The organism is Spirillospora sp. NPDC046719, assembly GCF_040645715.1.
Lineage (GTDB): Bacteria > Actinomycetota > Actinomycetes > Streptosporangiales > Streptosporangiaceae > Spirillospora.
Genome location: NZ_JBEYYT010000006.1, coordinates 18,359 through 43,609 on the forward strand (window position 1 = coordinate 18,359; position 25,251 = coordinate 43,609).

The following is a 25,251-nucleotide window of genomic DNA, read 5'->3' on the forward strand; positions in this document are numbered from 1 at the left end:
GCCCCGGGGAGGGACGCATCAGCCCTTGATGTGCAGGTTGCGCAGCTGCTGGATCGGGTCCTGCGCCGCCTTGCGCCGCACGGCGGCCGAGGGCCACGGGGCGTACGGCGCGAGGGCGAGGTAGGTGTCGAACGACGCGGCGTTGTTGCCCGCCGCGGAGGGCAGCCCGGCCTTCCAGTCGATCACCGGCCCGAACAGCCCGCAGCCGTCCGTCTTCGGCACCGCGAAGGCGTTGTCGGCGGCCGGGGTGTGCAGGATCGGCGGGTGGTGGAACGAGTCGGCGGGGTCGCCCTCGTCGACCACGCTGATCTGGCCGAGGTCGACGCCGAGGTTCAGCTTGACCGGGTCCTTCTTGGAGCCGATCGTGCAGCCCTTCCCGACCGCGTCGTTGATGATCTTGATCTTCATCTCCAGGCCCGCGTTCGGCAGGTTGAAGGTGAAGCCGCCGGTGTACTTCGGCTGCACCTGCACCTTGTTGAACGGCAGGTCGTCGAGGCCGGGCACGGTGAGGCCGAGGAGGCCGAGCACGCCGCCGGGGACGGTCATCGGCTTGCCGGTCAGCGTGACGCTGGTGAACTCCGAGTTGGACGAGGCGTCGGCCTGCACCGACTGGACGGTGATCCGCATCGGCTGGGTGATGGTCTGGCTGATCCCGCCGAGCTTCATGGAGCCGCCGGTCACCACCATCTGCATGCATAGCCCGAGCGTCGGGTCGATGCCGGCGGGCAGCGGCGGGCAGTCCTTGGCGAAGTCGAACGCCGGGACGCCGGGGGCCTGCGCCTTGGTGGCCGTCGCGGGGGCCTGGGGGGACGCCTGGGCCGGTGCGGCGACCGCGCCGAGCGCCAGGGTGAGGGGCGCCGCCACGGCGGCGGCGCGGAGGAGGGATTTCACGGGTTCTGGACGCGCCTTTCGGTGGAGATGCGCGGAGGGCGTTGGAGCGATCCACGCGCGGTTGGTACCCGATTCAAAAACGCGAACGTTTCTCGAATCAAGATCGCACACCTGACCGGATTCGGCCAGCTCGTACTGGCAGTGTTCGGGTGGTGAGCCGCCGCTCACGGAGGGTTCTCCACCCGCCGGTGGAGCCCCCGATGTCCAGCCGCGCGCCGATCCCCGGGCCGGCCGCCCCGGCCTACCGTCGACCCCATGAACACCGTCGACAACGTGCTCCTCGCGCTCGCCGTCCTCGGGCTGGTCCTCTACCGGCAGCTGCGCTCCCGGCCGGTCGGCGAGCGGCGGCTCTACACCGTCCCGGCCGTCCTCGCCGTGGTCGGCGTGGCGCAGGGCGGCCTGCTCGACGACGCGCACCCGGCGCTCAGCGTCGCGCTCCTCGCCGGGGAGGTCGTCGCCGCCGTCGCGTTCGGCGCGCTGCGGGCGCTGACCGTCCGGCTGTGGCGCGAGAGCGACGGCGAGCTGTGGCGCCGCGGCACCGGCTGGACCCTCGCGGCCTGGCTCGTGTCGATCCTGAGCCGCGTCGGGTTCCTCGCCGCCGGGCACGCGCTCGGCCTCAGGCTCGGCTCGAACCTCTTCCTGCTCTTCCTCGCCCTGACCCTGATCGTCCAGAACCTGCTGGTGGTGTGGCGTGGACGGCGGATCACCGCGACCGCACCGGCTAGCGTCGCATCGTGAGGTTCGGACCCTTCACCCTCGAGGACCGGCTCGTCCGGACCATCGCGATCACGATCGCGCTGATCTGGGGAGCCGTGGCGTACCTCCGCGGGCTGCTGCACTCCACCCCCGCGCCGGCCCTGCACGGCACGGGCCTCGCGGTGGTGCTCCTCAACACCGCGACGTTCGCCCTCCTCGGGACCGGCCTGTGGGTGGGGCGCGCGAAGCGCTCCCGCCTGCGCTCGGCCGGGAACGCGCTGCTCCTGGGCGCGATGGGCACGTCTCTCTCGCTGTACGCCGTCGCCCCGCACGGCGGCGGCGGGTACTTCTTCTCGCTGGCCGCCATGTGGGCCCTGATGATGCGGACGAAGGTGCGCTGGGGCCTCGCCATCGGCGGAGTCACCGTGATCGCCGTGGCCGCGCTCGGGGAGGTCTACGACAGCGGTCCGGACTACGGGCTGCTGGCCGCGTTCATCGGCCTGACCCTCGGCGCCCTCGCGAGCCGGCAGAACGTCCTCGCGCAGGAGGCCACCCGCCGCGCCGAGGCGGCCAACGCGGTCCTGGCCGAGCGGTCGCACATCGCGCGCGAGATCCACGACATCCTCGCCCACTCGCTGTCGGCGCAGATCGTCCACCTGGAGGGCGCGCGCCTGCTGCTGTCGCGGGACGGCGACCGGGTCCAGGCCCTCGACCGGGTCGAGCGCGCGCGCAACCTCGCCAAGTCCGGCCTGGAGGAGACCAGGCGCGCGCTGGCGACGCTGCGCGGCGAGATCCCCGAGCCGAAGGAGGTCATCGCGGAACTGGCGGAGGAGTTCTACGCCAGCACCGGCCGCCCCTGCGACGTCCGGGTGACCGGTGTGCCGCGCGAGCTGCCCCCGCAGGCGGGGCTCGCGGTCGTCCGGACCGCCCAGGAGGCGCTCACCAACGTCCGCAAGCACGCGCCCGGCGCCCGCGCGCGCATCACGCTGCGCTATCTCGGCGACGCCGTCGAGCTGGAGGTGACCGACACCGGCGCGACCGAGCCGGTCCTGGAGATCGAGGGCGGCGGCTACGGGCTGGTCGGCATGCGGGAGCGCGCGGAGCTGATCGGTGGGACCCTGGAGACCGGGCCGGAGGGCAAGGGGTTCCGCGTCGCCCTCCGGGTACCGGCGTGACGCGGGACGGGGCACGGGACGAGGCACGGTGAGCGACGAGACGAGGATCCTGGTCGTCGACGACCAGACGGTGGTGCGGGAGGGCCTGGTCCTGCTGCTGGAGCTGCTGCCGGGCATCGAGGTGGCCGGGTCGGCGGGCGACGGCGAGCAGGCCGTCGCCCTGGTCGCCGAGCTGCGGCCCGACGTGGTGCTCATGGACCTGCGGATGCCGCGGGTGGACGGGGTGGAGGCGACCCGGCGGATCAAGCAGGCGCACCCGGAGGTCGAGGTCGTCGTGCTGACCACCTACGCCGACGACGAGTCGATCTTCGCGGCGCTGCGCGCCGGGGCCCGCGGGTACCTCACCAAGGACGCCGGCGCCGACGAGATCGCCCGCGCGGTCGCCGCGGTGCGCGGCGGCGCGGCGCAGCTCGACCCGGCGATCCAGCGCCGGCTGGTCGAGGCGGTCGCCGCCGACCAGCGGCCCGTGCGCGCCGCCCGCGGCGAGCTGCCCGACGGGCTGACCCGGCGCGAGGCGGAGGTGCTCGCGCTGATCGCGCAGGGCCGGTCGAACACCGAGATCGCCGGCGACCTGTTCATCAGCGAGGCGACGGTGAAGACCCACATCAACAACCTGTTCGCCAAGGCGGGGCTGCGGGACCGCGCGCAGGCCGTCACCTACGCCTTCCGGCACGGGCTGGCCGGGTCCTAGGCACCGCCGCCGGGCCGGGACGATCAATCGGTCAGCGGGCGGCAAGACCTCGGTCAAGGCGCCCGCCCGCCGGCGGCGCCGTCCGCAGCATGGGAGGTCCCGGAGACCGGAAGGACCTCGCGTGCACCGAACCGTGATGATCGCGGAGTACCTGCGCCCGTACGCGCAGTGGCGGATCGCCCGCCCCGACCCCGCCGACGACTGCCGCAACGCCCGCGCCGCGATCGGGCTCATCGACGCGGCCGCCTACGTGGCCGAGCTGGACGACTGCGACCGCGTGATCGTCCGGATGGCCGTCGCCGGCTGCTTCGCCAAGGGCCGCTTCGACCCCGGCCCCGAGGGGGAGGCCCTCGTCCGCCACTGGCACTACGACGAGGCCGTCGGCGGCGCGGCGGACCTTCTCGAGGGCCTGGCCGCCTGCGCCGAGCGCGCCGCGTCGGACGAGCCCGCCGAGCGCGCCGCGTCCGTCGAGCCCGCCACGCCCGAGGGGCACGCCGGGCGCGCGGTGTCCGTCGAGCGCGCCGGGCGCGTGGCCGCCTTCAGCCTGCGCTAGGGCGCCGGCGGTTCGGCGGCGGCCTCCTCGCGCTCCAGCGCGCGGACGAGCGCCTCGAACCCGGCGTCGGTGCCGCCGGCGTCGCCGCTGATCAGCCGCTCCAGCAGGAACCCGCGCAGCGTCGCGAGGATCATCTCGCCGACCTGGAGCCTGCGCGCCTCGGACCAGTCCGGCGGGCAGAAGGACCCCAGGATCGGGATGTACTGCCGGGACGCCCCGCGGCCGAGCTCGCCGTGCCGGTCCACGTCGTACATGGCGAGGCCCATGGCCTGGTCGAGGACCCGCCGCAGTCCCGGGTCCTCGTCCGTCAGGGACCTCCAGACGGCCCGCACCCGGTCCGCCAGCGTCCCGCCGCCGTGCTCCGCGGCGGCGGCGAGCGCGTTGCCGATGCGCCGGTCGCGCAGCCGGGCGACCGCCTGCCGGAGCAGGTCGTCGGCGCCCTCGAAGTGGTAGAGCAGGACCTTGTGCGTGGTTCCGGCCGCGCGGGCGGCGCGCCGCAGCGAGAAGTCGACGAGCCCGTTCACCGCGAGGTCGTCGGTGACGCGTTCGAGCAGCTCGCGCCGCCTCGCCTCGCCGCGCGGCGATCCCGCCGACCGCCGGTAGGCCGCCTTCTTCGGCGGCTCCCCGGTGGCCCGTGCGGCGTCCGTCATCGCTCCTCCGGTTCGTCTCGGGCCTTCCCGTCACGCAGCAGCCTAAGGTCGCCGCCCTCCGGCCAGGGCCGGCGTGGCCATCATGACCCGGATGCCGCGAACGGGTAGCCAAGCGGGCGCTTGGTAGCCTCTGTCGCATGCCGACCCAGGAACAGATGAAGAGCACGCTCCAGGCCTATGTCGACGGCTTCAACTCCGGCGACCCCGCGGCCGTCACCGGCCTGTTCGCCGACGACGCCGTCGTGGTCGACCCGGTCGGCAACCCGCCGATGGAGGGCCGCGCCGCGATCGACGAGTTCTACGGCAACGCCGTCGCCGCCGGCGCGAAGCTCTCGCTCGACGCCCCCATCCGCGGCTCGCACGGCGACCGCGCCGCGATGGCCTTCACCGTGACGGTCCCCGGCATGCGCGTCCGCGTCATCGACGTCATGACGTTCGGCGCCGACGGCAAGATCGTCCGCATGGAGGCGCACTGGGGACCCGACGACGTCGAGACCTGACCCGGACGTGGGAGGCTGGAACCCGATCGGAACCGAGGAGGTCGGGTGCCCGCACGTCCGGTGCTGTACGTGATCGCCTGCGGCGGGCGCCCCGCCGCGGAACTGCCCTCGTTCGTCGAGCGGCTCCTCGGCGACGGCTGGACGGTCTGCGCCGTCGCGACGCCGGCCGCCACGAGGTTCGTCGACGCCGCGCGGCTGTCCGAGCTGACGGGCCTGCCCGTCCGCTCGGACTACAAGCGGCCCGAGGAGCCCGACGTCCTGCCGCCCGCCGACGCGTTCGCCGTCGTCCCGGCGACGTTCAACACCGTCAACAAGTGGGCGCACGGCATCAGCGACACGCTGGCGCTCGGCCTGCTCAACGAGGCCGTCGGCCAGGGACGCCCGATCGTCGCCGCGCCGTGGCCCAACGCGGCGCTCGCCCGCCACCCGGTCTTCTCGCGCAGCGTCGCCGAGCTCCGCGCCTGGGGCGTCACCGTCCTCCTCGACACCGGCCGCCTCCCGAACCCCGACTCGGACGAACCGAGCGGCGCGACCTTCCCCTGGACGGACCTGCGCGACCACCTGCGCTCACTCCGCGCCCGCCTGACAGAGGGGTGACTCCGGCGGCAGGACCGGCCGAAACCCGCCGCGACGCGGCGCATGCCGCCCCCGCCGGTGCGAACCCGCACGCCAGAGCCCCTTCGCCGCGCGACGAATCGGCGTAACGGGGCGCAACGGGTCCCGACACCCCGGAGAAACATCCCGTTCCTAGCTTCTGCGGTGCCCGCCGCCCCGCTAGGAAAGGAGCCGGGTTTGGATCTGGCAGAGAACCCGCAGATGGAGGACTACTCCCTGCGGTACACGCCCAGCGCGTTCCGCACCTGGTCGCCGTGGATGGTGTTCCTGAGCTGCCTGGTGGGCCTGTCCGCCATGGCGGGATACGCGCTGGACGCCGCGTTCGTCAACGAGTTCGGCTTCGGCAGCTCGCTGCTCGGGTTCGCCGTCGCGAGCGTGGTCACGCTGCCGCTGACCGTCGTCATCGCGTTCGCCATCACCCGCAGGCACATCGACATCGACCTGCTCACCCGCGGCTCCGGGTTCGGTTACCTGGGCTCCACGGTCACCTCGCTGGTCTACGCGACCTACACGCTGATCTTCCTCGCCTACGAGGGCGCGATCATGGCGCAGGCGGTGACCGCGCTCTTCCACGTCGACGTGCACATCTCGTACGTGATCGTCTCGGCCGTCATGGTGCCGCTGACGCTCTACGGGATGACCTTCAGCTCCAAGTTCCAGGCGTGGACGTGGCCGCTGTGGATCCTGCTGATCGGGTTCGCCCTGGTCATCGCGGCGACCTCGCCCTCCGCCGGCCACCACATGGTCCACCCGGTCACCGCGCACGGAGCGGCGGCCGTCGGCGGCCTCACGCTGACCGCGGTGTTCACCATCGCCGCCGCGCAGCTGTCGTTCGCGGTGCAGATCGGTGAACAGGGCGACTACCTGCGGCTGATGCCCGACCCGAAGGGCGCGGCGGGGCGCCGCAGATGGCGGCTGGCGGTGCTGATGGGCGGCCCCGGCCTGTCCCTGTTCGCCATCGTCATCTTCTTCGCGTCCACGCTGCTCGTCGGCTACGCCGGCACCGAGACGACGCCCGACCACGTCGCGGTCCCGGTCGACCTGTTCACGGTCGTGTACGAGCGCGCGGTCGGCGACCACACGGTGGCGCTCGTCCTCGCGGGCGTCCTGGTGCTGCTCTCGCAGATCAAGATCAACATCATGAACACCTACTCGGGCTCGCTGTCGTGGTCGAACTTCTTCTCCCGGCTGCTGCACCGGCACCCCGGCCGCGCGGTGTGGGTGATCCTCCAGGTCGCGCTCGCGCTGGTCCTCATGGAGATCGACATCTTCGCCCACATCGTCACCGTGCTGGCCTGGTACGCCAACATCGGCATCGCCTGGATCGCCGCGATGGCGTCGGACCTGGTCATCAACAAGCGGTGGCTGCGCCTCAGCCCGCCCGAGGTGGAGTTCCGCCGCGCCCACCTGTACAACGTGAACCCGGTCGGCTTCGGCTCGATGGTGGCCGCCGCGGCCGTCTCGATCGTCGCCTACTACGGCGCGTTCGGCTCCACGGCCGCCGACCTGTCGCCCTTCATCGCCTTCGTCCTCGCACTGGCGCTGCCGCCCCTCGTCGCGGCGGCCACCCGGGGCCGCTGGTACATCGCGCGGACGAGCGTCTTCCCCGAGGGCGCGACCGAACTGCCCTGCGCGGTGTGCGGCGGGTCCTACGACGTCGCGGACATGGCCACCTGCCCGTTCCACGAGGGCCACATCTGCTCGCTGTGCTGCTCCACCGAGGGCTCCTGCCGGGACGCCTGCAAGCCCAGCGCGTGGCGCCCGCCGAAGGGCCCCGTCCTGCTCGGCATGCCCGGCGCGGCGCCGGCTCCGTCCGTCTCCACCTCCCTCGAACAGACCCCGGAGGCACTCCGATGACCAGCGTCCTCATCGTCGTCGACATGCAGAACGGGTTCGTCCACCCGGACGGATCGCTCCCCACCCTCGGCATGGCCCTCGCCGACACCGGCCGCGCCGTACGGCAGTGCGCCGCGGCGGTGGCCGCCGCCCGTGCCGCGGGGACGCCCGTGGTCTTCACCCGCCACGTCTACCGGCCCGGCCGCGCCGACGAGGGCGCCAACCTCGGCGGCGCCCACCCGGCCCTGGCGGAGATCTCCGCCCTGGCCGCAGGCAGCTGGGACGCGGAGGTCGCCGACGAGCTGGGCTGCGGCCCCGACGACCTGGTGGTGGACAAGGCCCGTTTCGACGCCTTCCTCTGGACGTCCCTCGACCCGCTCCTCCGCGGGCTCGGCGCCGACCACCTTCTCGTCTGCGGCGTCGTCACCAACGTCTGCGTGGAGTCCACCGTCCGGGCCGCCTACATGCGCGACTACCGGGTCACGGTGCTCGGCGACGCCTGCGCGGCCCTCACCCCGCGCCTCCACGAGATCGGACTGGAGGTGATGCGCGACTGCGGCTTCGCCACCGTCACCACCGTGACCGAAGCCCTCGCCGCCGCCCCCGCCGCCTGACCGCCACGAGCCGACGTGAGCCGGGCCCGCCGACCGCGGGCCCGGCTCACCGTCATGCCTCTTCGGCGTCGGTGTCGGTGTCGCCGTCGGTGTCGCCGTCCGGCGGGACGGGGCCGATGGGGCCGCTGATCGACACGATGCGGGTGCTCAGCCTCTCGCCCGACCCGTCGCGGCGGCCGAGCGTCACGTTCAGCGTCGCGGGCTTGCCGTTCGCGCCCGCGGCGCGCAGCGGCGTCGGCGCCGCCCACGCCTGGAGCAGCACGTCCTCGCCCTTCAGGAACCGGTGCGCCCGGACGCCGCCGGTCGCGCGGCCCTTGGCGGGGAAGTCCGCGAAGTCGGCCAGCTTGATCGCGCCCGTCTGGGTGCCGGGCAGCGCCGACGACGACCCGGAGACCGTGATCACCCGTGCCTCGCGGCCGGGGTCGAGCGCGCCGAACCACAGCACCTGGGCGCCGGCGGCCAGCTTGATGCCGGCCATGCCGCCGGCGGCGCGGCCCTGCGGCCGCACGTTGGACGCGGCGAAGTGCAGCAGCTGCGCGTCGGTGGTGATGAAGACGAGGTGCTGGTCCTCCGACAGCAGCTGGACGGCGCCGATGACCTGGTCGCCCTCCTTGAGCCCGATGACCTCGAACTCGTCGCGGTTGGCGGGGAAGTCGGGGACGACCCGCTTGACCACGCCCTGCGCCGTGCCGAGGGCGAGCCCGCCGCCCTCGTCCGACAGCGCCGCCACGCCCACGACCGTCTCGTCCGGTTCCAGGTCGACGTACTCGGTCACCGGCGCGCCGCCCGCCAGGGACGGCGGCGTCGCCGACGGCGGCAGCGTCGGCAGGTCGAGGACGTCGACGCGGATCATCCGTCCGAGCGAGGTCACCGCGCCGACCTGGCCGCGGGCCGTCGCCGGGACGACCGAGATCAGCACGTCGTGCGGCGCGCGCGGGCCGCTGTCGGGCAGCGGCTCGGGGCCGTGCGTGCGCGCCATCAGCCCGGTGGACGACAGCAGCACCGTGCATGGGTCGTCCGCGACCTCCAGGGGCACGGCGGCCGCGGCGGTGTGGCCGGAGGACTCCAGCAGGATCGTGCGACGCGGGGTGGTGTACTCGGAGGCGACCTCGCCGAGCTCCTTGGACACCAGGCCGCGCAGCTTGCGCTCCGACTCCAGGATCGCGGTCAGCTTCGCGATCTCCTTGGCCAGCTGCTCCTTCTCCTTCTCCAGTTCGAGCCGGTCGTAGCGGGTGAGGCGGCGCAGCGGGGTGTCCAGGATGTACTGGGCCTGGATCTCCGACAGCTCGAAGATCTGCATCAGCCGCTGCTTGGCCTGCCCGGCGTCGTCGCTCTGCCGGATGACCTGGATGACCTCGTCGATGTTGAGCAGCGCGACCAGCAGGCCGTCGACGAGGTGGAGGCGGTCCTCGCGCTTCTTGCGGCGGAACATCGACCGGCGCCGCACGACCTCGATGCGGTGGTCGACGTACACCTGGAGCAGCTCGCGCAGGCCGAGCGTGCGCGGCCGGCCGTCGACGAGCGCGACGTTGTTGATGCCGAAGGTCTCCTCCATCGGCGTGAGCCGGTAGAGGTCCTGCAGGACGGCCTCGGGGTTGAAGCCGTTCTTGATCTCGATGACCAGGCGCAGGCCGACGTTGCGGTCGGTGAGGTCCTTCAGGTCGGCGATGCCCTGGATCTTCTTGGCGTTGACCAGTTCCTTGATCTTGGCCTTGACGCGCTCCGGGCCGACCGCGTACGGCAGCTCGCTGACCACGATGCCCTTGCGGCGCGGCGTGACGTTCTCGATGGTCGTGGTGGCGCGGGTGCGGAACGTCCCGCGGCCCTTCTCGTAGGCGTCGCGGATGCCGTCCAGGCCGACGATCATGCCGCCGGTGGGCAGGTCGGGGCCGGGGACGAAGCGCATCAGGTCGTCGAGCGTGGCGTCGGGGTGGTCGATCAGGTGCCGGGCCGCGGCGACCACCTCGCCGAGGTTGTGCGGGGCCATGTTGGTGGCCATCCCGACCGCGATCCCGGACGCGCCGTTGACCAGCAGGTTCGGGAAGGCCGCGGGCAGCACCTCCGGTTCCTGCTCCTGGCCGTCGTAGTTCGGCCGGAAGTCGACGGTGTCCTCGTCGATGGAGGCGACCATCATCAGCGCCTCGCGGGACATGCGGGCCTCGGTGTACCGCATGGCGGCGGGCAGGTCGTCGCCGCCGAGCGAGCCGAAGTTGCCGTGCCCGTCGACCAGCGGCATCCGCATCGCCCAGGGCTGGGCCATCCGCACCATCGCGTCGTAGATCGCGCTGTCGCCGTGCGGGTGCAGCTTGCCCATGACCTCGCCGACGACGCGCGCGCACTTGACGTGCCCGCGGTCGGGGCGCAGCCCCATCTCGTTCATCGAGTACAGGATCCGCCGCTGGACGGGCTTCAGCCCGTCGCGGGCGTCGGGAAGCGCCCGCTGGTAGATCACCGAGTACGCGTACTCGAGGTAGCTGCCGCGCATCTCCTCGGAGACGTCGACGTCGACGATGTTCTCCTCGAAGTCCGGCGGCGGGGGAGGGGCTTGGGATCCGCGTCGTGCCATGCCCCACATTGTGGCCGGTCCCGCCGACATCTTTCGCCCGCCCCACCGGATGGGCCGCGGATCGGATCCGGGTCCGGCCGCGGTGCGCGATCCGGTCAGCGGCCGTGGCAGATTGGTCCCGGACGGTTCTCACCCGCGGCCGCGCCCCGGCCGCGTCCCCCGCGGAGGTACCCGATGAGCGCGCTGGCCGACTTCCAGAACTCGATCTACCTGCAGGGACTCGGTGACGTGCGGCCGCCGCTGCCGACCGACCTGACCCGGCTGGAGGGGCTCGCCGAGGGCGTCCTGTCGGCGCAGGCGTTCGGGTACGTGGCGGGATCGGCGGGCAGCGAGGCGACCGCGCGGGCCAACCGGGACGCGTTCGACCGGTGGCGGATCGTCCCGAGGTTCCTGCGGGACGTGGCGCACCGCGACCTGTCGGTGGAGGTTCTCGGCACCGCGATGCCCTCGCCGGTCCTGCTCGCGCCGATCGGCGTGCAGTCGATCTTCCACCCGGACGGGGAGCTCGCCACCGCGCGCGCGGCGGGCGCCGAGGGGCTCACCATGGTGCTCAGCACCGCCTCCTCCCACTCCATCGAGGAGGTCGCGGAGGCCAACGGCGACGGCGCGCCCCGCTGGTATCAGCTCTACTGGCCGAAGGACCGGGACCTCGCCGTCAGCTTCCTGGAGCGGGCCAAGGCGGCGGGCTACACGGCGCTCGTCGTCACGCTCGACACGTTCACGCTGGCATGGCGGCCCCGCGACCTGGACCAGGCGTACCTGCCGTTCCTGCGCGGCATCGGGGTCGCCAACTACTTCAGCGACCCCGTCTTCCAGAAGGCGGTCGGCGGGCCCGTCACCGACTCCAACCGCGACGCCGCGCTCCTGCACTGGGTCGCCAACTTCGGCAACCCGTCCCTGACGTGGGACGACCTGGCGTTCCTGCGGGACCACTGGGACGGGCCGATCGCGCTGAAGGGCGTCCAGCACCCCGACGACGCGCGCCGCGCGGTGGACGCGGGGATGGACGGCGTGATCGTGTCCAACCACGGCGGGCGGCAGGTCGATGGCGCCATCGCGTCGCTGGACGCCCTGCCCGGCGTGGTCGACGCCGTCCGCGACCAGGCGACCGTGCTGTTCGACAGCGGGATCCGCACCGGGTCGGACGTCGCGAAGGCGCTCGCCCTGGGCGCCAAGGCGGTGCTGCTCGCGCGCCCGTACGCCTACGGGCTGGCGCTCGGCGGGCAGGCCGGGGTCCAGCACGTCCTGCGCTGCATCCAGGCCGAGCTGGAGCTGACCATGGCGCTGTCCGGCGTCACCCGGCTGGACGAGCTGTCTCCGGAGACTCTGGTTCGCGCTTAGGGTCCGGTGTGGGCGGGGCGTAGATCGCGTGTATGCGGGCCAGTCCCGTGTCTATGGCGTGCGCGGCGTCGCCTTCTTCCGCCGCGAGCGGCCTGTAGGGCGTGCCGTCGTGGCGTCCGGCCACTGCGCGCCGTACGGCGGCCACGTTGGTGCGCAGTCCTTTGACGCCGGGCTCAAGGGCGCGGACGTGCGGCACGGTCTCGCGTAGGAGGTCGATGACGTCGGCAGGGTGGGGCCGCGCGCGTGTGACGAACCGGTGGAGCCGGAGCGGTCCGTAGACGTTGTCCATCTCGGCGACGGAGTTCTCGAACCGGGCGCGGGCGTGTGGCTCGCCCTTCAGGACGTCGGTGAGGGCCGCCAAGGACTCGGATATGCGGCGGCGCAGAACGTCCCGTGTGCGGAACGGCAGGACGAACCACGCCGCGGCGGAGCCCAATGCGGCGCCGAGGAGGATCGCTTCGAGTCGCGTGTGCAGCAGGGGCACGGCGGACTGCCCGAAGTACCCGTAGAGCAGCGACAGCGCGGCCGTGACCCCGCCGGCCCAGTACGCGTAGCTCCGCTGGCGCAACCACGCCGCCAGGCCGAGGACGACGAAGATGAGGACGACCGCGTCGGGGTCCCGGGGCGCGAACAGGCCGGACACCAGGGCGGCCAACACCGTTCCACCGGCCGCGCCGAGCGCGCGCAGGAGACCCTTGTGGAGGGCGTCGCCGCGTCCGCGCGCCCCGTTGCACACGATGAACGCCGTAAGGACGACCCACGACCAGTGATCCGGGAACAGCAGGTGTCCGGCGGCGAACGCGGCGCAGAGAGCCACGCCCATCTGCGCAGCCATGCGGGTGCTGGCGGGCAGCCGCTTGTCAGCGGCGGCAGGAGCCGGGGCTTCTACGCGGCCGGTGCGCCAGGGGCGCTCCACGGCGACCTGGACGACCGTCACCCAGGAGTAGGCGATGAGCGCCACCACCGGTGCCCACAGCAGGTGGGTCGAAGGCGCGCCGGGCGCGCCGTGAGGGATGACGAGCAGGGCGATCGCTGGGAGCATCATCAGCGTGCCGGCCTTGGTGAAGCGGGGCCCGAAGCGGCGGATCCAGACCCCGGACGCGACGAGCGCGGCGAACGCGGCGTCTCCTACGAACGCGTCATCCCGCATGAGGGTGCCGAGACCGACCGACGCGAGCGCGACGGTGGGCAGGACGGCGAACCCGATCAGGCGGTCGGACGGACGGGCGCCGCGATGCGCCCTGGAGAGGGTGACGGCCAGCACGACGGCCTGCATGACGACGTCGGCGTGCAGGTGCGCCGCGCGCTCCAGCAGCAGCGCCGTGCCGAAGGACGCCAGGACGGCGGCCATCGTGGCGGCCGCGACGGCGACCGGCGCCTTCGCGGCGGCGAATGTCCGGACCGTGCCCACCGCCATGGCCCACCTCTCAAGAATTAGTAAGGAATAGCGTAACATTATGCCGAGCGAGGCGAGTGATCGGCCCGAGGTGCCGAGGGAAGCGGTGGTGGAGATCCGCCGCGGGGTGATGCGGATGGCGCGCCGGATGCGCGCCTCCCGCTCCCCGGACGCGCTGAGCAGCAACAAGCTGGTCGTGCTCGGGCACCTGGCCCGCAACGGCCCCAGTTCGGCCGGCGAGGTGGCGGCCGCCGAGAAGCAGCGCCCGCAGTCGCTGACCAGGGTCTTCGCCGAGCTGGAGGAGTCCGGGCTGATCCTGCGCGCGCGCGACGAGCGGGACCGCAGGCAGGCCGTGCTGACCATCACCCCGGCCGGGATCGAGGCGCTCAGGCGCGACCTGGACGAGCGCGACGCGTGGCTCGCCGGGGCGCTCGGCGAGCTGGGCGAGACCGAGCGCGAGGTGCTGCGGCTGGCCGCCCGGCTCATGGACCGGCTGGCGGAATAGTTCGTCACTGCTTACTATTTTGGGAGCGATGATTCCCGGGTAAGGAGACGCGCATGCGCTGGCCTGATCACGCCATCTGGTGGCACGTCTACCCGCTCGGCTTCACCGGCGCCGAACGCGCCGCCCTCCCGTCCGGCTCCCCGCCCGAGCACCGGCTGGAGCGGATCGCGGGATGGCTCGACCACCTGGTGGCGCTCGGCTGCAACGGCCTCGCCCTCGGGCCCGTGTTCGCGTCCGAGACCCATGGCTACGACACCGTCGACCACTTCCGCGTCGACCCGCGCCTCGGCGACGAGGACGACCTGCGGCGGCTCGTCGAAGCGGCGTCGGAGCGGGGCGTCCGGGTCCTCCTCGACGGGGTCTTCAACCATGTCGGCCGGGGCTTCCCGCGCTTCGCCGACGTCGAGGCGCGGGGCGGCGCGTCGCCGTACGCGGGATGGTTCGTCCCTGAAGGCGACGGCGGCTTCCGCACGTTCGAAGGCCACCACAAGCTCGTGGCCCTCAACCACGACGAACCGGCGGTCGCCGATTACGCCGTCGAGGTCATGAGCCACTGGCTGGAGCGCGGCATCGACGGATGGCGGCTGGACGCCGCGTACGCCGTCCCGGCGGAGTTCTGGCGGACGGTGACCGACCGCGTCCGCGCGCGCTTCCCCGACGCATGGCTCGTAGGGGAGGTCATCCACGGCGACTACGCGGGCTTCGTGGAACGCAGCGGACTGGACTCCGTCACCCAGTACGAACTATGGAAGGCCATCTGGAGCTCGCTGAACGACCGCAACTTCTTCGAGCTGGCCCATGCCCTCACCCGCCACGACGGGATGCTCGGCACGTTCGTCCCGCAGACCTTCGTCGGCAACCACGACGTGACGCGCATCGCCAGCCGCCTCGACGACGAGCGCCACCTAGCGCACGCGCTCGTCGTCCTCCTCACCACCGCCGGCGTTCCTTCCATCTACGCCGGTGACGAGTTCGCCTTCCACGGCGTCAAGGAGGAACGCGAAGGCGGCGACGACGCCATACGTCCCGCCTTCCCCGTGCGCCCCGACGAGGCGCCCGGTTACGGCGCCCCCCACCATCGCCTCCACCAGGACCTCATCGGTGTGAGGCGCCGCCACCCATGGCTCGTCCGCGCGCACACGAAGGTCGCCACCTTGACCAATACGGCGCTCTCCTACACAGTGGGGCAGGGCGATGAGCGCCTGGGCGTCGTCCTCAACCTCGCCGACGAGCCCGCCAAGGCCGACCTCCCCGCCGCCGGATGGACCCGCATCGCCGGAGACGCCGACTTCCACGGCGAAGGCGCCCTGATACCTCCGCGAGGCTGGGCCATCGCCCGCCCATGACAGATGTCATGGCCGGCCCCTGCGAACCTCATGGCCCGCACCTGACGCCCGTGACTGCACGCGGAGATCGTCCGTCGGCAGCATGGGACCCATGAAGGCACACGTGATCGAGGTACGCGACCTGCAGCTGAACGAGGCCGTGCGAGACGTCTCGTTCACCGTGGCGAAGGGCGAGGTGTACGCGCTGCTCGGCCGGTACGGATCGGGCAAGACCACCCTGCTGGAGATGCTCGCCGGCCTGCGGCGCCCGACCGGCGGCACGGTCCGCGTCCGCGGCGCCGACCCCTACACCGACCGCGACGCCGCCCGGTCCGGCACCGTCTGGCGCGACGGCGGCCTGTTCCCCGGACTGACCGTCGCCGAGATCATCGACACCTGGCGGCGCTGGACCCTCGACCCGGTCACCCGCGACGAGGCGCTGCGCCTCGCCCGCCTCACCGGCCACGCCGACGTCCCCTTCGAACGGCTCGACCCGGGCCGCCGGCGCCTGCTCGACCTCGCGCTCGCCCTCATCGGCCGCTCCGACGTGCTCTTCCTCGACGAACCCACCGCCGGGCTCGACGAGGACGCCGCCCGCGAGGTCTGGTCCGTCCTGCTCCTGCTGGCCGCGCACGGCAGCACCGTCGTGATCACGACCCGCGACACCGGCGAGGCGTGCCGCGCCGACCGGGTCGGCGTGCTCGACGACGGCCGCCTCGTCACCGGACGCGCCTCCGCCCGCCTCGGCACCCCCGCCCGGTCCGGCACCGCCGCCCGGTCCGGCACCGCCGCCCGGCACGCCCCGCACGCCGCCTGACCGGCGCCGGAAGCGTGGACGACGGCGGCCGGACCCCGCTCCTGCGCGCGCTCGGCGGGATCGTCCCCGCGCACCGGCCTCGGCGCCGCCCCGATCCCTTGACACCCGCATACTCTGGGCGCGTGCAGCCGAGGATCCCGCGCCCCACCGTCATCGCCGCGATCATCGTGGGGATGACGGCGGTCACCCTCGCCGGGTTCCTCCTGCCCGCGCTCTGGTACGAGGTCTTCGACCGCCACGACCCCGCACGCGTCGCGTTCTCCGCCGCCGGCGTCGCCACCGCGTTCGCGCTCTACGCCCGGATGCTGTGGCTCAACATGATGCGCCGCACCGCCCCGGGGCACCGCTTCGGGCTGGCCGCGATCGCCGCGATCTGCTGGACGCTGCCGCTGCTCGGCGTCGGACACGGCTGGGGCAACGCCCTCCTCGTCCCCGCCGGGCTGATCGCCGTCGTCCTGCCGCTCCGGCAGGCGATCCCGGTGGCGGCCGCCGCGGCCGTCCTCACCCCCGTCTACGGCGTCGTCCTCGGCCTGCCCGCCTTGAGCGTCCTCTACGAGATGGTCGGCGTACCGCTCGCCGCCTTCTCCGGATACGTACAGGTATGGCTGTTCCACGTCGTCCAGGAACTGCGGGAGGCGCGCGCCGAGGTGGCCCGGTCCGCGGTGGGGGAGGAGCGCCTCCGCTTCGCCCGCGACCTGCACGACGTCCTCGGCCACAGCCTCCAGGCCGTCGCGCTCCGCGCGGAGGTCGCCGAACGCTACCTCGACCGCGACCCCGGCCGCGTCCGCAAGGAGCTCACCGAGATCCAGACGATGGCGCGCGACTCCGTCCGCGACGTCCGCGAGGTGGTCCGCGGCTACCGCGCCACGTCCCTGCGCACCGAGCTGGACGGGATGTCCGCCGTCCTGCGCGCCGCCGGCATCCGCTGCGACAGGCCCGAGGTGTCCCCCGAACTCCCCGCCCACGTGCACGAACCGCTCGGCTGGGTCGCCCGGGAGGCCGCCACCAACGTGCTCCGGCACTCCAGCGCCACCTGGTGCGAGATCACCGTGCGCGCCGACGGCGACCGCGTCCGCGTGGAGATCGTCAACGACGGCGCGCCGCGCCGCGCCGCGGGCGACTCCGGCAGCGGCCTGACCGGCCTCGCCGAGCGGATCACCGCCGCCGGCGGCCGCTTCAGCGCCGGGCCGTCCGGCGACGGGACCTTCCGGGTGACCGCCGCGGTCCCGGCGGCCCCCGCACCGAGGGGAGAGGCATGATCCGCGTCCTGCTGGCCGACGACCACCTGCTGATCAGGGAGGCCCTCGTCCTGCTGCTGGAGACCGAGGACGGCATCGAGGTCGCCGCCGACGTCGGCCGCGGCGACGAGGCCGTCGACCGCGCCCTCGCCCTCCGGCCCGACGTCGCCGTCCTCGACATCGACATGCCGGGCCTCGACGGCCTCGCCGCCGCCGAACGCCTCTCCCGCGACCTGCCCGGCTGCCGCCTGGTGATCGTCACCGCGCACGGCCGGCCCGGCAACCTGCGCCGCGCGATGGCCGCCGGCGTGCGCGGCTTCCTCGGCAAGGACGCCCCCGGCGCCCGGCTCGCCGAGGTCATCCGCCAGGTCGCCGCCGGCGCCCGCTACATCGACCCGCAACTCGCCGCCGACGCCCTCGCCGCCGAGGAGTGCCCCCTCACCCCCCGCGAGCTCGACACCCTGCGCGCCGCCGCCGACGGCGCCCCCGTCTCCCGCATCGCCCGCGGTCTCGGCCTGTCCGAGGGCACCGTCCGCAACTACCTGTCCGCCGCCGTCACCAAGCTCGGCGTCCACAACCGCCACGCCGCCGTCAACACCGCCCGAGACCTCGGCTGGCTCTGACCCCTCACCGGGCGACCGACGTTGATGGCCGGCACCGCGGGACACGATCAGGTGTTGAGGGCCGCCGTGGCGTCTGGGGGTCAGCGGCGGGCGAGGAGGAGGGAGCCCCGCTTGGTCACTGGGAGCGGGGTGGGGAGGCGTGACGCCGCCTCGGCGGCCTGGGGACGGGGGACCCGCCGGGCGACCAGGTAGTCGCGGATCGCGGCCCGGTCGGGCAGTGTGATCAGCGGAGCGTCCCAGCGCTCCACCTCCACCTCGTCGAACACCTCGCAGACCCGCGCCGGCGCGTCCTCGGCGTCGAAGGTGGACGGCTCGGGACGCCAGACCGGCGCCAGCTCCGGGCTGTCGGTCCGGCAGATCGCCGAGACCAGCAGGGTCCCGCCAGGCGCCAGCACCCGGCGCGCCTCCCGCAGGGCGATGCGCGGTTCGTCCAGGTGGTACAGCATGTTCACCGCCACGGCCGCGTCGAAGGCGCCGTCGCGGAACGGCAGGCGCAGCGCGTCGGCCCGCAGGCGCGGCGCGGGGTGGGCGCGCAGGAGCGCCGCGGACGCGTCCAAGCCGACGAAGCGGAAGCGCGGCGCGTCGGGGTGGGCGCGGCGCAGCGCGCCCTCCCCGCAGCCGATGTCCAGCACGCGGGAGGCCCCGGCCGCCAGCAGCTTCGCGGCGATGTGGTCGTGCAGGCTCCGCGCCCCGATCAGGTATTGGCGGGTGACCCGCGCGGCGAGGCGGAAACGCTCCGGGTCTGCGTCGTAGTCGGGCGTCAGAGCCATAGGGTGAGTCTGCCCACCGGGGCCTTGGGGATGCCTCGTCAGGCGGTGGTGCCGCCGTCGACGACCATGTCGTGGCCCACCAGGTAGGCCGACTCGTCGGAGGCCAGCCACAGGACGGCGTCCGCCACTTCCGAGGGGTCGCTCGGCCGTCCCGCCGGGATGGCCGACTTCAGCCGCGCGTCGCGCTCCGCCCTGGTCTCGCCGGGACGCAGCGACATCGGGGTGTCGCTCGCGCCGGGGCTGACCGCGTTGACGCGCACCCCGTCGGCGATGTGGTCGATGGCCGCGGAGCGGGTCAGGATGCTGACGCCCGCCTTCGACGCGGCGTACGCGGCCATCCCCGGCCTGCGCCCATGCACGCCGATGTTGGACGCGATGTTCACGATCGTGCCGCCGCCGTGCGCGCGCATGTGGGTGATCTCGTGCTTCATCGACAGGAACACGCCCGTCAGGTTCACGTTGAGGACCGTGCGCCAGGCGTCCTCGTCGAGGTCGGCGACGGGACCGACGGGGCCGAGCGTTCCGGCGTTGTTGACCGCGACGTGCAGGCCGCCGTGGCGGCCGGTGACCGCGGCGACCATGGCGGCGGCGTCACCGGGGACGGTCAGGTCGGCGACCACGTGATCGGCGCGCCCGCCGCCGGCCTGGATCTCCTCGACTGCCTGGACGAGGGCCTTCTCGTCGCGTCCGGACAGGACCACGGTGGCCCCCTCCTCGGCGAAGGCGCGGGCGGTGACCCGGCCGATCGCGCCGGCGCCGCCGGTGACCAGGACGACCCGCTCGGCGAAGCGTTCTCTCATGGCATCTCCCAATTCTAGAATGATCGATCTTGAATAAGGGCAAGGGTTGGACGCTCAGAGGCATAGGTGTCGACCCGTACGGGCGGCGCGGTCGCGCGGGTCGGCCGCGTCAGTGCGCCGGGGAAGCGGGGCGCCCGGCGTCACTGCGGCGAGCGGGCGGGGCGGCGTCGGCATCGAGGCCGCCGCGGCGCCCGCGAGCGATCAGGCGAGGAGGGCCTGGGCCTGGCGGGCGGCGTCCCGGATCCGGGCCTCCTCCGCCGGGGCCCGGCCCAGGACGCGCATGCCCTGGAAGATCACCAGCAGCAGCCGGGCGAGGCCGCGCGGGTCGGCGCCGTCGGGCAGCTCCCCCTGCGCGCGGGCGCGGGTCAGCGCCGACGTCAGGGTCGCCTCGAGGAAGTTCCAGCTGGACTCCACCAGGCGCGCCGCCTCGGCGTCCCGGGCGGCCAGCTCGACCGCCGTGTTCACCACCAGGCAGCCGAGGCGCGGCCGATCCCGGCCCGCCTCATCGGCGTAGCGGTCGATCAGCGCGCGCACGGCCGGCAGGACCGGACCGGGCTGCGACAGCGCCTCGGCGATCTTCGGATCGGTCGTCTCGAGATAGCGCTCGAGCGCCCGCAGGAACAGCTCGTGCTTGCCGCCGAACGTCGCGTAGACGCTCGCGCGGGCGATGCCGAGATGCTCGACGAGGTCGGCAATGGAGGTCGCCTCGTACCCCCGCTCCCAGAACAGCTCCAGCGCGCGCAGCAGCGCCGCGTCCGGATCGAACTCCTTGGTCCGCGCCATGGGTCGACCGTACGGCTATTGAGAACGATCGGTCAAATATCAGGCGTCCGAGCTGGCGGGGACGGTGGGACGGTCGAGGTCCAGCGTGTCCAGCACCGAGCCGTCCGCCGCGAGCGCCTCGACGACGGGACCGCGCCGGGCGCCCCACACCACGACGATGTGCCCGTGCGGCGGGACCTGGAGGAACCGCTTGCCCACCCGGACCCGCGTCACCTCGGCCGAGGCCCGCAGCCGCGCCTCGTTCACCCACTTCGCGCCCCACGGCAGCAGCCGGTTGGCGTTCCGGACCGTCCGTCCCGTGCCGTACTTGTACAGGTAGCGGCCCATCTCACCGGACGAGCGGCGCACCAGGGGCTCGTAGGGCGCCGAGCCGCCGCCCCCGCCGAGGCCCATCCACTCGCCGTCCCGCCGGTGGAACGTTCTGCCCTCGATGAACGGGTCGACGCCGCCCCCGCCCCACTGGTGGAGGAACGTGACAACGGCGACGTCGCCGTCCATGTCGAGGCCGAGCGGAAGGAAGTCCCGTTCCTCGTCGAAGGTGTCGGGGGCGGGATCGGGCATGCCGTCCCGAAGGAGCCGCAGGCACTCCTCATGCACCTCGTGGTCGTTCATGTTCGGGGACCTCTGATCGTGCAGGCAGGGGTAGGGGCCCTCCCGCGAGAGGGCCCCGACGTTCGACTCACTCTAGAGGTCCGGCTCGTCTGGTTTCACCCGTCTGGCGTACTCCCGTCGATGCTTTGCCATCTGTCCTTCATCGCCCCGTCGTTCGCATCTTCGGCGCTCGTTCCGCCCCCGTATCCGCCGAGGTCCGAGCCCTTCGACCCGTCCGCCTTGGCCCCTCCCGCACCCTCCGCGCGCTCTCGAACATCGCCGCCTCCCTGACGCCCCGAAGGCGCCCCGCCCTCACCGGCCGCCTCTTCCCCACGGACACCGCCGCTCAGGCCCTCCCACCGGAAGGCCGCCGGGCGCCCACCCCCCCGGTCGTGCGGGCTGAAGGGAAGCCGGGCGGGCGTTGCCGGTCGCGGTGTGCTGGGCAGGCGCCGAGCGGTTGCCGTCGGTCCCGTTCGACAGGACGGGCTTCGGGCGGTCTTGGTTGGTTCCTGCGGGCGGGGTGGGCGCCGAGCGGTTGTCGTCGGTTCCGTTCGGCGGAACGGGTGCCGGGTGGTCTCGGTCGGCTGCTGCGGGCTGGACGGGCACCGGGTGGTGGTCGTCGGATTCGGTGGGCCGGGCGGGTGCCGGGGTGGGGGACAGGGAGCGGATGGCGAGGACTGCGCAGGCGCAGGCGAGCGGCAGCTCCAGCCCGGCGGCCATCGCCACGGCCAGGGCGCGCTCCGCGCCGGGGGCGGAGGTCAGGACGTCGAACCACGCGTCCATGGCCAGGAGGGCGCCGGTGGCGGCGGCGGGCAGGCCGTGCCGCGGGTCGCGCCGCGCCAGCAGCACGCCGGTGCCGAGGAGCCCGGCGCCGATCAGCACGTCCAGCCCGACCCAGGCCATCGACCAGTTCGACACCTGGGTGGTGGACGGCAGCGTGCGGGCCAGGACGAACATCCAGGGCACCATCATGACGCCGCCGGCGGCGAAGCCCAGGCCGATCCAGCGCTCCCGCTGTCCGAGCGTCCCGCGACGGGACAGCGCGGTACGGGACAGCGCGGCACGGGAGAGGGGCCGCCGAGGGCGGGGACGGGAGAGGGCCCGGGGGCGGCGGCCGGGGGCGGGGAAGGGGACGGTGTTCGCGACCATGACTGGACTCCCTGGTGATCTCGCACCGCTGACCGGGTGCACGATCAAGCCTGGCCGCGAACCGGCTCACGATCAGTAGCGCGCATATCCGACCGGGGGTGGTACCAGGTTCACCTTTGTCTCGGATGTTCGCTTCATGGCGGCGCCCCAACTGGGGCAATACGGTTGCGTCCATGGCATCCATCTCTCCGGCCCGGCGTGCCCTCGCGCACGCTCCGTGGTCGCCGGCGGCGTGGCGCGACACCACGTTCGTCGCCTCGGGGGTGCCGCTGCAGTTCGCCGGCTGGGCCGTCCTCTGCTCGGTCTGGCCGTTCTGGGCGCCGGTGGCCCTGACACCGGTCCTCCTGGTGCTGGCCGGGTCGTGCGCGCTGACGCTGCTGGCGCTGCGGCCGCTGACGCGCTGGCAGCGGGAACGCTGCTGGGCGATGCTGGGGCTGCACATCCCGCCCATGCCGGGCTTCGACGAGGGCCGCGCGTGGGAGGTGCTGCGCGGGCTCCGCAGGCCCGAGGTGTGGCGGGTGCTGCGGTACCACCTGCTCGTCGGGCCGATCCTGGCGTTCGGGGGGCTGGCGACGATCGCGGCGTGGACCGGCGGGGCGATCCTCGCGTCCGCCGGCGCGTACACCTGGGCGCTGCCCGGCACGAGCCCGCTGAGCTCGGTGGACAAGGCGCACGCCGTCCGCGTCGGGATCCTGTCGGTCGTCGGCGTGCTGCTGCTGGTCGCGGCGCCGTGGGTCGCCGCCGGGGTCCGGCGCCTGGACGCGCGCGCGGCGGCCGCGCTGCTCGGGCCCGACCGGGCCGCCGAGCTGGAGCGGCGGGTCGAGGACCTGGCCGAGAAGCGCGCGAGCGTCGTGGACGCCGCCGACCTGGAACGCCGCCGCATCGAGCGCGACCTGCACGATGGCGCGCAGCAGCGGCTCGTCTCGCTCGCGCTGAACCTCGGGCTGGCCCGCGAGACCCTCACCGGCGTGCCCGACGACGCCATGCAGGTGATCGTCGAGGCGCACGAGGAGGCCAAGGAGGCGCTGACCGAGCTGCGCAACCTGATCCGCGGGCTGCATCCGGCGGTGCTGGAGGACCGGGGCCTGGACGCCGCGCTGTCCGGCGTCGCGGCCCGGGTGCCGCTGGAGGTCCGGCTGCGCGTCCAGGTGGAGCCGCGCGCCTCGTCGACCGTCGAGGCGGTCGCGTACTTCGTCGTCTCGGAGGCGCTCACCAACGTCGTCAAGCACGCCAAGGCGACCGCGGTGGACGTCGCGGTGATCCGGGAGGGCGAGCGACTGCGCGTGACCGTCGCCGACGACGGCGTGGGCGGCGCGGACCCGGCCCGGGGGACGGGTCTGACCGGGCTCGGGCGGCGGGTCAGCTCGGTGGACGGTACCTTCCGGATCACCAGCCCCGCCGGGGGGCCGACGACCGTCACCGTGGAGTTGCCGTGCGCATTGTGATCGCCGAGGACTCGGTCCTGCTGCGGGCCGGGCTGATCAAGCTGCTGGAGACCTCGGGGTTCGAGGTGGCGGCGGCGGTCGGCGAGGCGGAGGGCCTGCTGGCGGCCGTGCGCGAGCACCGCCCGGACGCGGCGATCGTCGACGTGCGGATGCCGCCGGGCTTCACCGACGAGGGCGTGCGCGCCGCGCTGGTGATGCGGCGGGAGGCGCCGGAGGTCGCCGTCCTGCTGCTGTCGCAGTACGTCGAGGAGCGGTACGCGGCGGACCTGCTGTCGACGAACACCAGCGGCGTCGGGTACCTGCTGAAGGACCGGGTCGCGGACGTGTCGGTGTTCCTGGACGCGCTGCGCCGGGTGGCCGCCGGCGGCACCGCGCTGGACCCGGAGGTCGTCTCGCAGTTGCTCCTGCGCCGTCATCGCGACCCCCTCGACCGGCTGACCCCGCGCGAGAAGGAGGTCCTGGCGCTGATGGCGGAGGGGCGTTCGAACGCGGGGATCGCCGCCGCCCTCGTGGTGAGCGAGAGCGCCGTCGCCAAGCACATCAACAACATCTTCGCCAAGCTCGACCTCCCGCACGCCGAGGGCGACCACCGCCGCGTGCTGGCCGTGCTGCGCTTCCTGGACGGGGAGACATGACCGCCACCGGGACCGGGACCGGCGCCGCCGCGCCTGACGCCGGCCCGCCTCACGCCGGTTCGGGCACCGGCTCGCCGGCCGCCGCAGGGGACCGGCCGCGGCGCCGCGGCGTGTGGATCTTCCTCGCGGCCGCCACCGCCGCCGTCGTGGTCGTTCCCATCTGCCTGGCGATGGGCGGACGGGCGATGCGGCGGACCGCGGAGTACGTCACCCCGTACCATCACGCGATCAAGGAACTCCGCGTCGAGGCCGGCAGTGCCGAGGTGTCGATCGGGACGGGCGCGGCCGGCCGGGCGCGCGTCTTCAAGCGGCTGAAGTGGGTGCTGCGGAAGCCGGTCGTGACGGAGTCGCTCCATGGCGACGTGCTGTCCATCGCCGTGCGGTGCCCCGGCGCGGCCAGCCTCTACGGTGGCTGGGAATGCGGCGCCGACATCGACGTGCAGGTTCCGGCCGGCGTGCGCGTCTCGGCGGCGTCGGGCTCGGGGGAGATCACCGTGCGCGGCGTGGACGGCGACCTGGACCTGCGCACCGGGTCGGGGGAGATCAGCGTGGTCGGCTCGCACGGCGCGCTGCGGGCGCGGGCCGGCTCGGGGACGATCCGCGGCACCCGGCTGGCCTCGGCCGACACGGAGGCGGTGGTGGGCGCCGGGGAGCTCGACCTGCGCTACGCCGAGCCGCCGCGGACCGTGGACGTCTCGGCCCACGCGGGCTCGGTGAAGATCATCGTGCCTGCGGGCTCGCACTACCGGGTCCAGGGCTGGACCGGCTCGGGTGATACGCATCTCAACCGGGCGCTCGTCGACGACCGGTCGGACCGGTCGATCTCGGTCCGGAGCGGCTCGGGCTCGTCGTATCTCGACTACTACGACGACTGACCCGGTTCCCGCGACGGTGCAGGGTGAGCGCCGCTCCGGGCGCCCGGCGGGCGTCGGCCGGGTGCCCGGCGGCGGCCTGTCGCGTCCGGCTCTCCGGCGGTCCGTGAACGGGTTGCGGGCGGCTGACCGGCGCGTTCGCGGCCGTGGCGCGATTTGCGTCATTTGTCGTTG

The 25,251-nt window shown here is 73.6% G+C and carries 26 protein-coding genes; 17 read left to right on the forward strand and 9 right to left on the reverse strand.

The features are described 5' to 3' along the window. Window positions 1–18: 18 nt before the first annotated feature. Window positions 19–891 carry a hypothetical protein gene (locus ABZ914_RS02295; RefSeq protein WP_500191092.1) on the reverse strand — a complete coding sequence of 291 codons (873 nt, stop codon included), beginning with the start codon at window positions 889–891 and terminating at the stop codon, window positions 19–21. A gap of 255 nt (window positions 892–1,146) precedes the next feature. Here ABZ914_RS02295 and ABZ914_RS02300 point away from each other — a divergent pair, with 255 nt between their 5' ends. The 4 genes from ABZ914_RS02300 to ABZ914_RS02315 all read left to right on the forward strand — a co-directional run bounded on the left by ABZ914_RS02300 (window position 1,147) and on the right by ABZ914_RS02315 (window position 4,006). Then, on the forward strand, window positions 1,147–1,629 hold the full coding sequence (locus tag ABZ914_RS02300; protein WP_500191093.1) for a hypothetical protein: 483 nt from the start codon (window positions 1,147–1,149) through the stop codon (window positions 1,627–1,629). Continuing rightward, window positions 1,626–2,762 carry a sensor histidine kinase gene (locus ABZ914_RS02305; RefSeq protein WP_500191094.1) on the forward strand — a complete coding sequence of 379 codons (1,137 nt, stop codon included), beginning with the start codon at window positions 1,626–1,628 and terminating at the stop codon, window positions 2,760–2,762. Before ABZ914_RS02300 ends, ABZ914_RS02305 begins: the two co-directional genes overlap by 4 nt. Before the next feature lie 28 nt (window positions 2,763–2,790). Next, on the forward strand, window positions 2,791–3,453 hold the full coding sequence (locus ABZ914_RS02310; RefSeq protein ID WP_500191096.1) for a response regulator: 663 nt from the start codon (window positions 2,791–2,793) through the stop codon (window positions 3,451–3,453). A 121-nt stretch (window positions 3,454–3,574) separates the two neighbouring features. Next, complete coding sequence (locus tag ABZ914_RS02315) at window positions 3,575–4,006, forward strand: hypothetical protein (RefSeq protein ID WP_500191097.1); 432 nt, start codon at window positions 3,575–3,577, stop codon at window positions 4,004–4,006. On the opposite strand, the gene ABZ914_RS02320 is transcribed toward ABZ914_RS02315, so the two are convergent. Beyond that, window positions 4,003–4,656, reverse strand: a complete 654-nt coding sequence (locus tag ABZ914_RS02320; RefSeq protein ID WP_500191098.1) for a TetR/AcrR family transcriptional regulator — start codon at window positions 4,654–4,656, stop codon at window positions 4,003–4,005. The genes ABZ914_RS02315 and ABZ914_RS02320 overlap by 4 nt on opposite strands. Window positions 4,657–4,793: 137 nt before the next feature. On the opposite strand from ABZ914_RS02320, the gene ABZ914_RS02325 reads away from it, so the two are divergent. The 4 genes from ABZ914_RS02325 to ABZ914_RS02340 all read left to right on the forward strand — a co-directional run bounded on the left by ABZ914_RS02325 (window position 4,794) and on the right by ABZ914_RS02340 (window position 8,221). After that, window positions 4,794–5,156, forward strand: a complete 363-nt coding sequence (locus tag ABZ914_RS02325; RefSeq protein ID WP_190857984.1) for a nuclear transport factor 2 family protein — start codon at window positions 4,794–4,796, stop codon at window positions 5,154–5,156. Between the two features lie 45 nt (window positions 5,157–5,201). Beyond that, entirely contained in the window at window positions 5,202–5,753 is a 552-nt protein-coding gene (locus ABZ914_RS02330) for a flavoprotein (RefSeq protein WP_500191100.1), read from the forward strand. A 195-nt stretch (window positions 5,754–5,948) separates the two neighbouring features. Next, window positions 5,949–7,628: a purine-cytosine permease family protein gene (locus ABZ914_RS02335; protein ID WP_500191101.1), complete on the forward strand. Its 1,680-nt coding sequence runs from the start codon at window positions 5,949–5,951 to the stop codon at window positions 7,626–7,628. Beyond that, window positions 7,625–8,221 (forward strand): cysteine hydrolase family protein, encoded by a 597-nt coding sequence (locus ABZ914_RS02340; RefSeq protein WP_500191103.1) that lies wholly within the window; start codon window positions 7,625–7,627, stop codon window positions 8,219–8,221. The genes ABZ914_RS02335 and ABZ914_RS02340 overlap by 4 nt, the downstream gene beginning before the upstream one ends. A 52-nt stretch (window positions 8,222–8,273) precedes the next feature. On the opposite strand, the gene ABZ914_RS02345 is transcribed toward ABZ914_RS02340, so the two are convergent. After that, window positions 8,274–10,787, reverse strand: coding sequence for a DNA gyrase/topoisomerase IV subunit A (locus ABZ914_RS02345; RefSeq protein WP_500191105.1), 2,514 nt, complete (start codon window positions 10,785–10,787; stop codon window positions 8,274–8,276). Between the two features lie 174 nt (window positions 10,788–10,961). On the opposite strand from ABZ914_RS02345, the gene ABZ914_RS02350 reads away from it, so the two are divergent. Then, the gene (locus ABZ914_RS02350; RefSeq protein ID WP_500191106.1) at window positions 10,962–12,128 is read left to right on the forward strand and encodes a lactate 2-monooxygenase; all 1,167 of its coding nucleotides are present in this window, start codon (window positions 10,962–10,964) and stop codon (window positions 12,126–12,128) included. On the opposite strand, the gene ABZ914_RS02355 is transcribed toward ABZ914_RS02350, so the two are convergent. Further along, window positions 12,082–13,545, reverse strand: coding sequence for an FUSC family protein (locus ABZ914_RS02355; protein WP_500191108.1), 1,464 nt, complete (start codon window positions 13,543–13,545; stop codon window positions 12,082–12,084). The two genes, ABZ914_RS02350 and ABZ914_RS02355, sit on opposite strands and share 47 nt — an antisense overlap. A gap of 40 nt (window positions 13,546–13,585) precedes the next feature. Between ABZ914_RS02355 and ABZ914_RS02360 the strand changes: the two genes are divergently transcribed. The 5 genes from ABZ914_RS02360 to ABZ914_RS02380 all read left to right on the forward strand — a co-directional run bounded on the left by ABZ914_RS02360 (window position 13,586) and on the right by ABZ914_RS02380 (window position 18,032). Then, a complete protein-coding gene (locus tag ABZ914_RS02360) occupies window positions 13,586–14,029 on the forward strand; it encodes a MarR family winged helix-turn-helix transcriptional regulator (protein WP_500191109.1) in 444 nt (147 codons plus the stop codon). 53 nt (window positions 14,030–14,082) lie between these two features. Continuing rightward, window positions 14,083–15,375: an alpha-amylase family protein gene (locus ABZ914_RS02365; RefSeq protein ID WP_500191111.1), complete on the forward strand. Its 1,293-nt coding sequence runs from the start codon at window positions 14,083–14,085 to the stop codon at window positions 15,373–15,375. Window positions 15,376–15,466: 91 nt separating this feature from the next. Next, on the forward strand, window positions 15,467–16,171 hold the full coding sequence (locus tag ABZ914_RS02370) for an ATP-binding cassette domain-containing protein (RefSeq protein WP_500191112.1): 705 nt from the start codon (window positions 15,467–15,469) through the stop codon (window positions 16,169–16,171). A gap of 122 nt (window positions 16,172–16,293) precedes the next feature. Then, complete coding sequence (locus tag ABZ914_RS02375) at window positions 16,294–17,430, forward strand: sensor histidine kinase (protein WP_500191114.1); 1,137 nt, start codon at window positions 16,294–16,296, stop codon at window positions 17,428–17,430. After that, window positions 17,427–18,032, forward strand: coding sequence for a response regulator (locus tag ABZ914_RS02380; RefSeq protein WP_433150460.1), 606 nt, complete (start codon window positions 17,427–17,429; stop codon window positions 18,030–18,032). Before ABZ914_RS02375 ends, ABZ914_RS02380 begins: the two co-directional genes overlap by 4 nt. 80 nt (window positions 18,033–18,112) lie before the next feature. Here ABZ914_RS02380 and ABZ914_RS02385 read toward each other — a convergent pair whose 3' ends face one another. From ABZ914_RS02385 to ABZ914_RS02405, 5 genes are all read right to left on the reverse strand, one after another. Then, entirely contained in the window at window positions 18,113–18,802 is a 690-nt protein-coding gene (locus tag ABZ914_RS02385; protein WP_500191115.1) for a class I SAM-dependent methyltransferase, read from the reverse strand. 38 nt (window positions 18,803–18,840) lie between these two features. After that, window positions 18,841–19,602 (reverse strand): SDR family NAD(P)-dependent oxidoreductase, encoded by a 762-nt coding sequence (locus ABZ914_RS02390; protein ID WP_500191116.1) that lies wholly within the window; start codon window positions 19,600–19,602, stop codon window positions 18,841–18,843. A 201-nt stretch (window positions 19,603–19,803) separates the two neighbouring features. Then, entirely contained in the window at window positions 19,804–20,385 is a 582-nt protein-coding gene (locus tag ABZ914_RS02395) for a TetR/AcrR family transcriptional regulator (RefSeq protein WP_500191117.1), read from the reverse strand. Between the two features lie 39 nt (window positions 20,386–20,424). Continuing rightward, a complete protein-coding gene (locus tag ABZ914_RS02400) occupies window positions 20,425–20,997 on the reverse strand; it encodes a hypothetical protein (RefSeq protein WP_500191118.1) in 573 nt (190 codons plus the stop codon). Between the two features lie 291 nt (window positions 20,998–21,288). Beyond that, entirely contained in the window at window positions 21,289–22,125 is an 837-nt protein-coding gene (locus tag ABZ914_RS02405) for a hypothetical protein (RefSeq protein WP_500191120.1), read from the reverse strand. A 173-nt stretch (window positions 22,126–22,298) separates the two neighbouring features. Between ABZ914_RS02405 and ABZ914_RS02410 the strand changes: the two genes are divergently transcribed. The 3 genes from ABZ914_RS02410 to ABZ914_RS02420 are packed head-to-tail and all read left to right on the forward strand — an operon-like array spanning window position 22,299 to window position 25,080. After that, entirely contained in the window at window positions 22,299–23,570 is a 1,272-nt protein-coding gene (locus ABZ914_RS02410) for a sensor histidine kinase (protein ID WP_500191121.1), read from the forward strand. Then, the gene (locus tag ABZ914_RS02415; RefSeq protein WP_433150481.1) at window positions 23,558–24,205 is read left to right on the forward strand and encodes a response regulator; all 648 of its coding nucleotides are present in this window, start codon (window positions 23,558–23,560) and stop codon (window positions 24,203–24,205) included. The genes ABZ914_RS02410 and ABZ914_RS02415 overlap by 13 nt, the downstream gene beginning before the upstream one ends. Beyond that, window positions 24,202–25,080: a DUF4097 family beta strand repeat-containing protein gene (locus ABZ914_RS02420; protein ID WP_500191122.1), complete on the forward strand. Its 879-nt coding sequence runs from the start codon at window positions 24,202–24,204 to the stop codon at window positions 25,078–25,080. Before ABZ914_RS02415 ends, ABZ914_RS02420 begins: the two co-directional genes overlap by 4 nt. The last annotated feature ends 171 nt before the right edge of the window (window positions 25,081–25,251 follow it).

Coding starts and splice junctions, on each gene's coding strand:
- ABZ914_RS02385 (WP_500191115.1), bottom strand. CDS start 18,802: ATGGCTCTGACGCCCGACTACGACGCAGACCCGGAGCGTTTCCGCCTC.
- ABZ914_RS02395 (WP_500191117.1), bottom strand. CDS start 20,385: ATGGCGCGGACCAAGGAGTTCGATCCGGACGCGGCGCTGCTGCGCGCG.
- ABZ914_RS02380 (WP_433150460.1), top strand. CDS start 17,427: ATGATCCGCGTCCTGCTGGCCGACGACCACCTGCTGATCAGGGAGGCC.
- ABZ914_RS02410 (WP_500191121.1), top strand. CDS start 22,299: ATGGCATCCATCTCTCCGGCCCGGCGTGCCCTCGCGCACGCTCCGTGG.
- ABZ914_RS02355 (WP_500191108.1), bottom strand. CDS start 13,545: ATGGCGGTGGGCACGGTCCGGACATTCGCCGCCGCGAAGGCGCCGGTC.
- ABZ914_RS02405 (WP_500191120.1), bottom strand. CDS start 22,125: ATGGTCGCGAACACCGTCCCCTTCCCCGCCCCCGGCCGCCGCCCCCGG.
- ABZ914_RS02300 (WP_500191093.1), top strand. CDS start 1,147: ATGAACACCGTCGACAACGTGCTCCTCGCGCTCGCCGTCCTCGGGCTG.
- ABZ914_RS02390 (WP_500191116.1), bottom strand. CDS start 19,602: ATGAGAGAACGCTTCGCCGAGCGGGTCGTCCTGGTCACCGGCGGCGCC.
- ABZ914_RS02420 (WP_500191122.1), top strand. CDS start 24,202: ATGACCGCCACCGGGACCGGGACCGGCGCCGCCGCGCCTGACGCCGGC.
- ABZ914_RS02345 (WP_500191105.1), bottom strand. CDS start 10,787: ATGGCACGACGCGGATCCCAAGCCCCTCCCCCGCCGCCGGACTTCGAG.
- ABZ914_RS02325 (WP_190857984.1), top strand. CDS start 4,794: ATGCCGACCCAGGAACAGATGAAGAGCACGCTCCAGGCCTATGTCGAC.
- ABZ914_RS02365 (WP_500191111.1), top strand. CDS start 14,083: ATGCGCTGGCCTGATCACGCCATCTGGTGGCACGTCTACCCGCTCGGC.
- ABZ914_RS02350 (WP_500191106.1), top strand. CDS start 10,962: ATGAGCGCGCTGGCCGACTTCCAGAACTCGATCTACCTGCAGGGACTC.
- ABZ914_RS02340 (WP_500191103.1), top strand. CDS start 7,625: ATGACCAGCGTCCTCATCGTCGTCGACATGCAGAACGGGTTCGTCCAC.
- ABZ914_RS02320 (WP_500191098.1), bottom strand. CDS start 4,656: ATGACGGACGCCGCACGGGCCACCGGGGAGCCGCCGAAGAAGGCGGCC.
- ABZ914_RS02370 (WP_500191112.1), top strand. CDS start 15,467: ATGAAGGCACACGTGATCGAGGTACGCGACCTGCAGCTGAACGAGGCC.
- ABZ914_RS02360 (WP_500191109.1), top strand. CDS start 13,586: ATGCCGAGCGAGGCGAGTGATCGGCCCGAGGTGCCGAGGGAAGCGGTG.
- ABZ914_RS02400 (WP_500191118.1), bottom strand. CDS start 20,997: ATGAACGACCACGAGGTGCATGAGGAGTGCCTGCGGCTCCTTCGGGAC.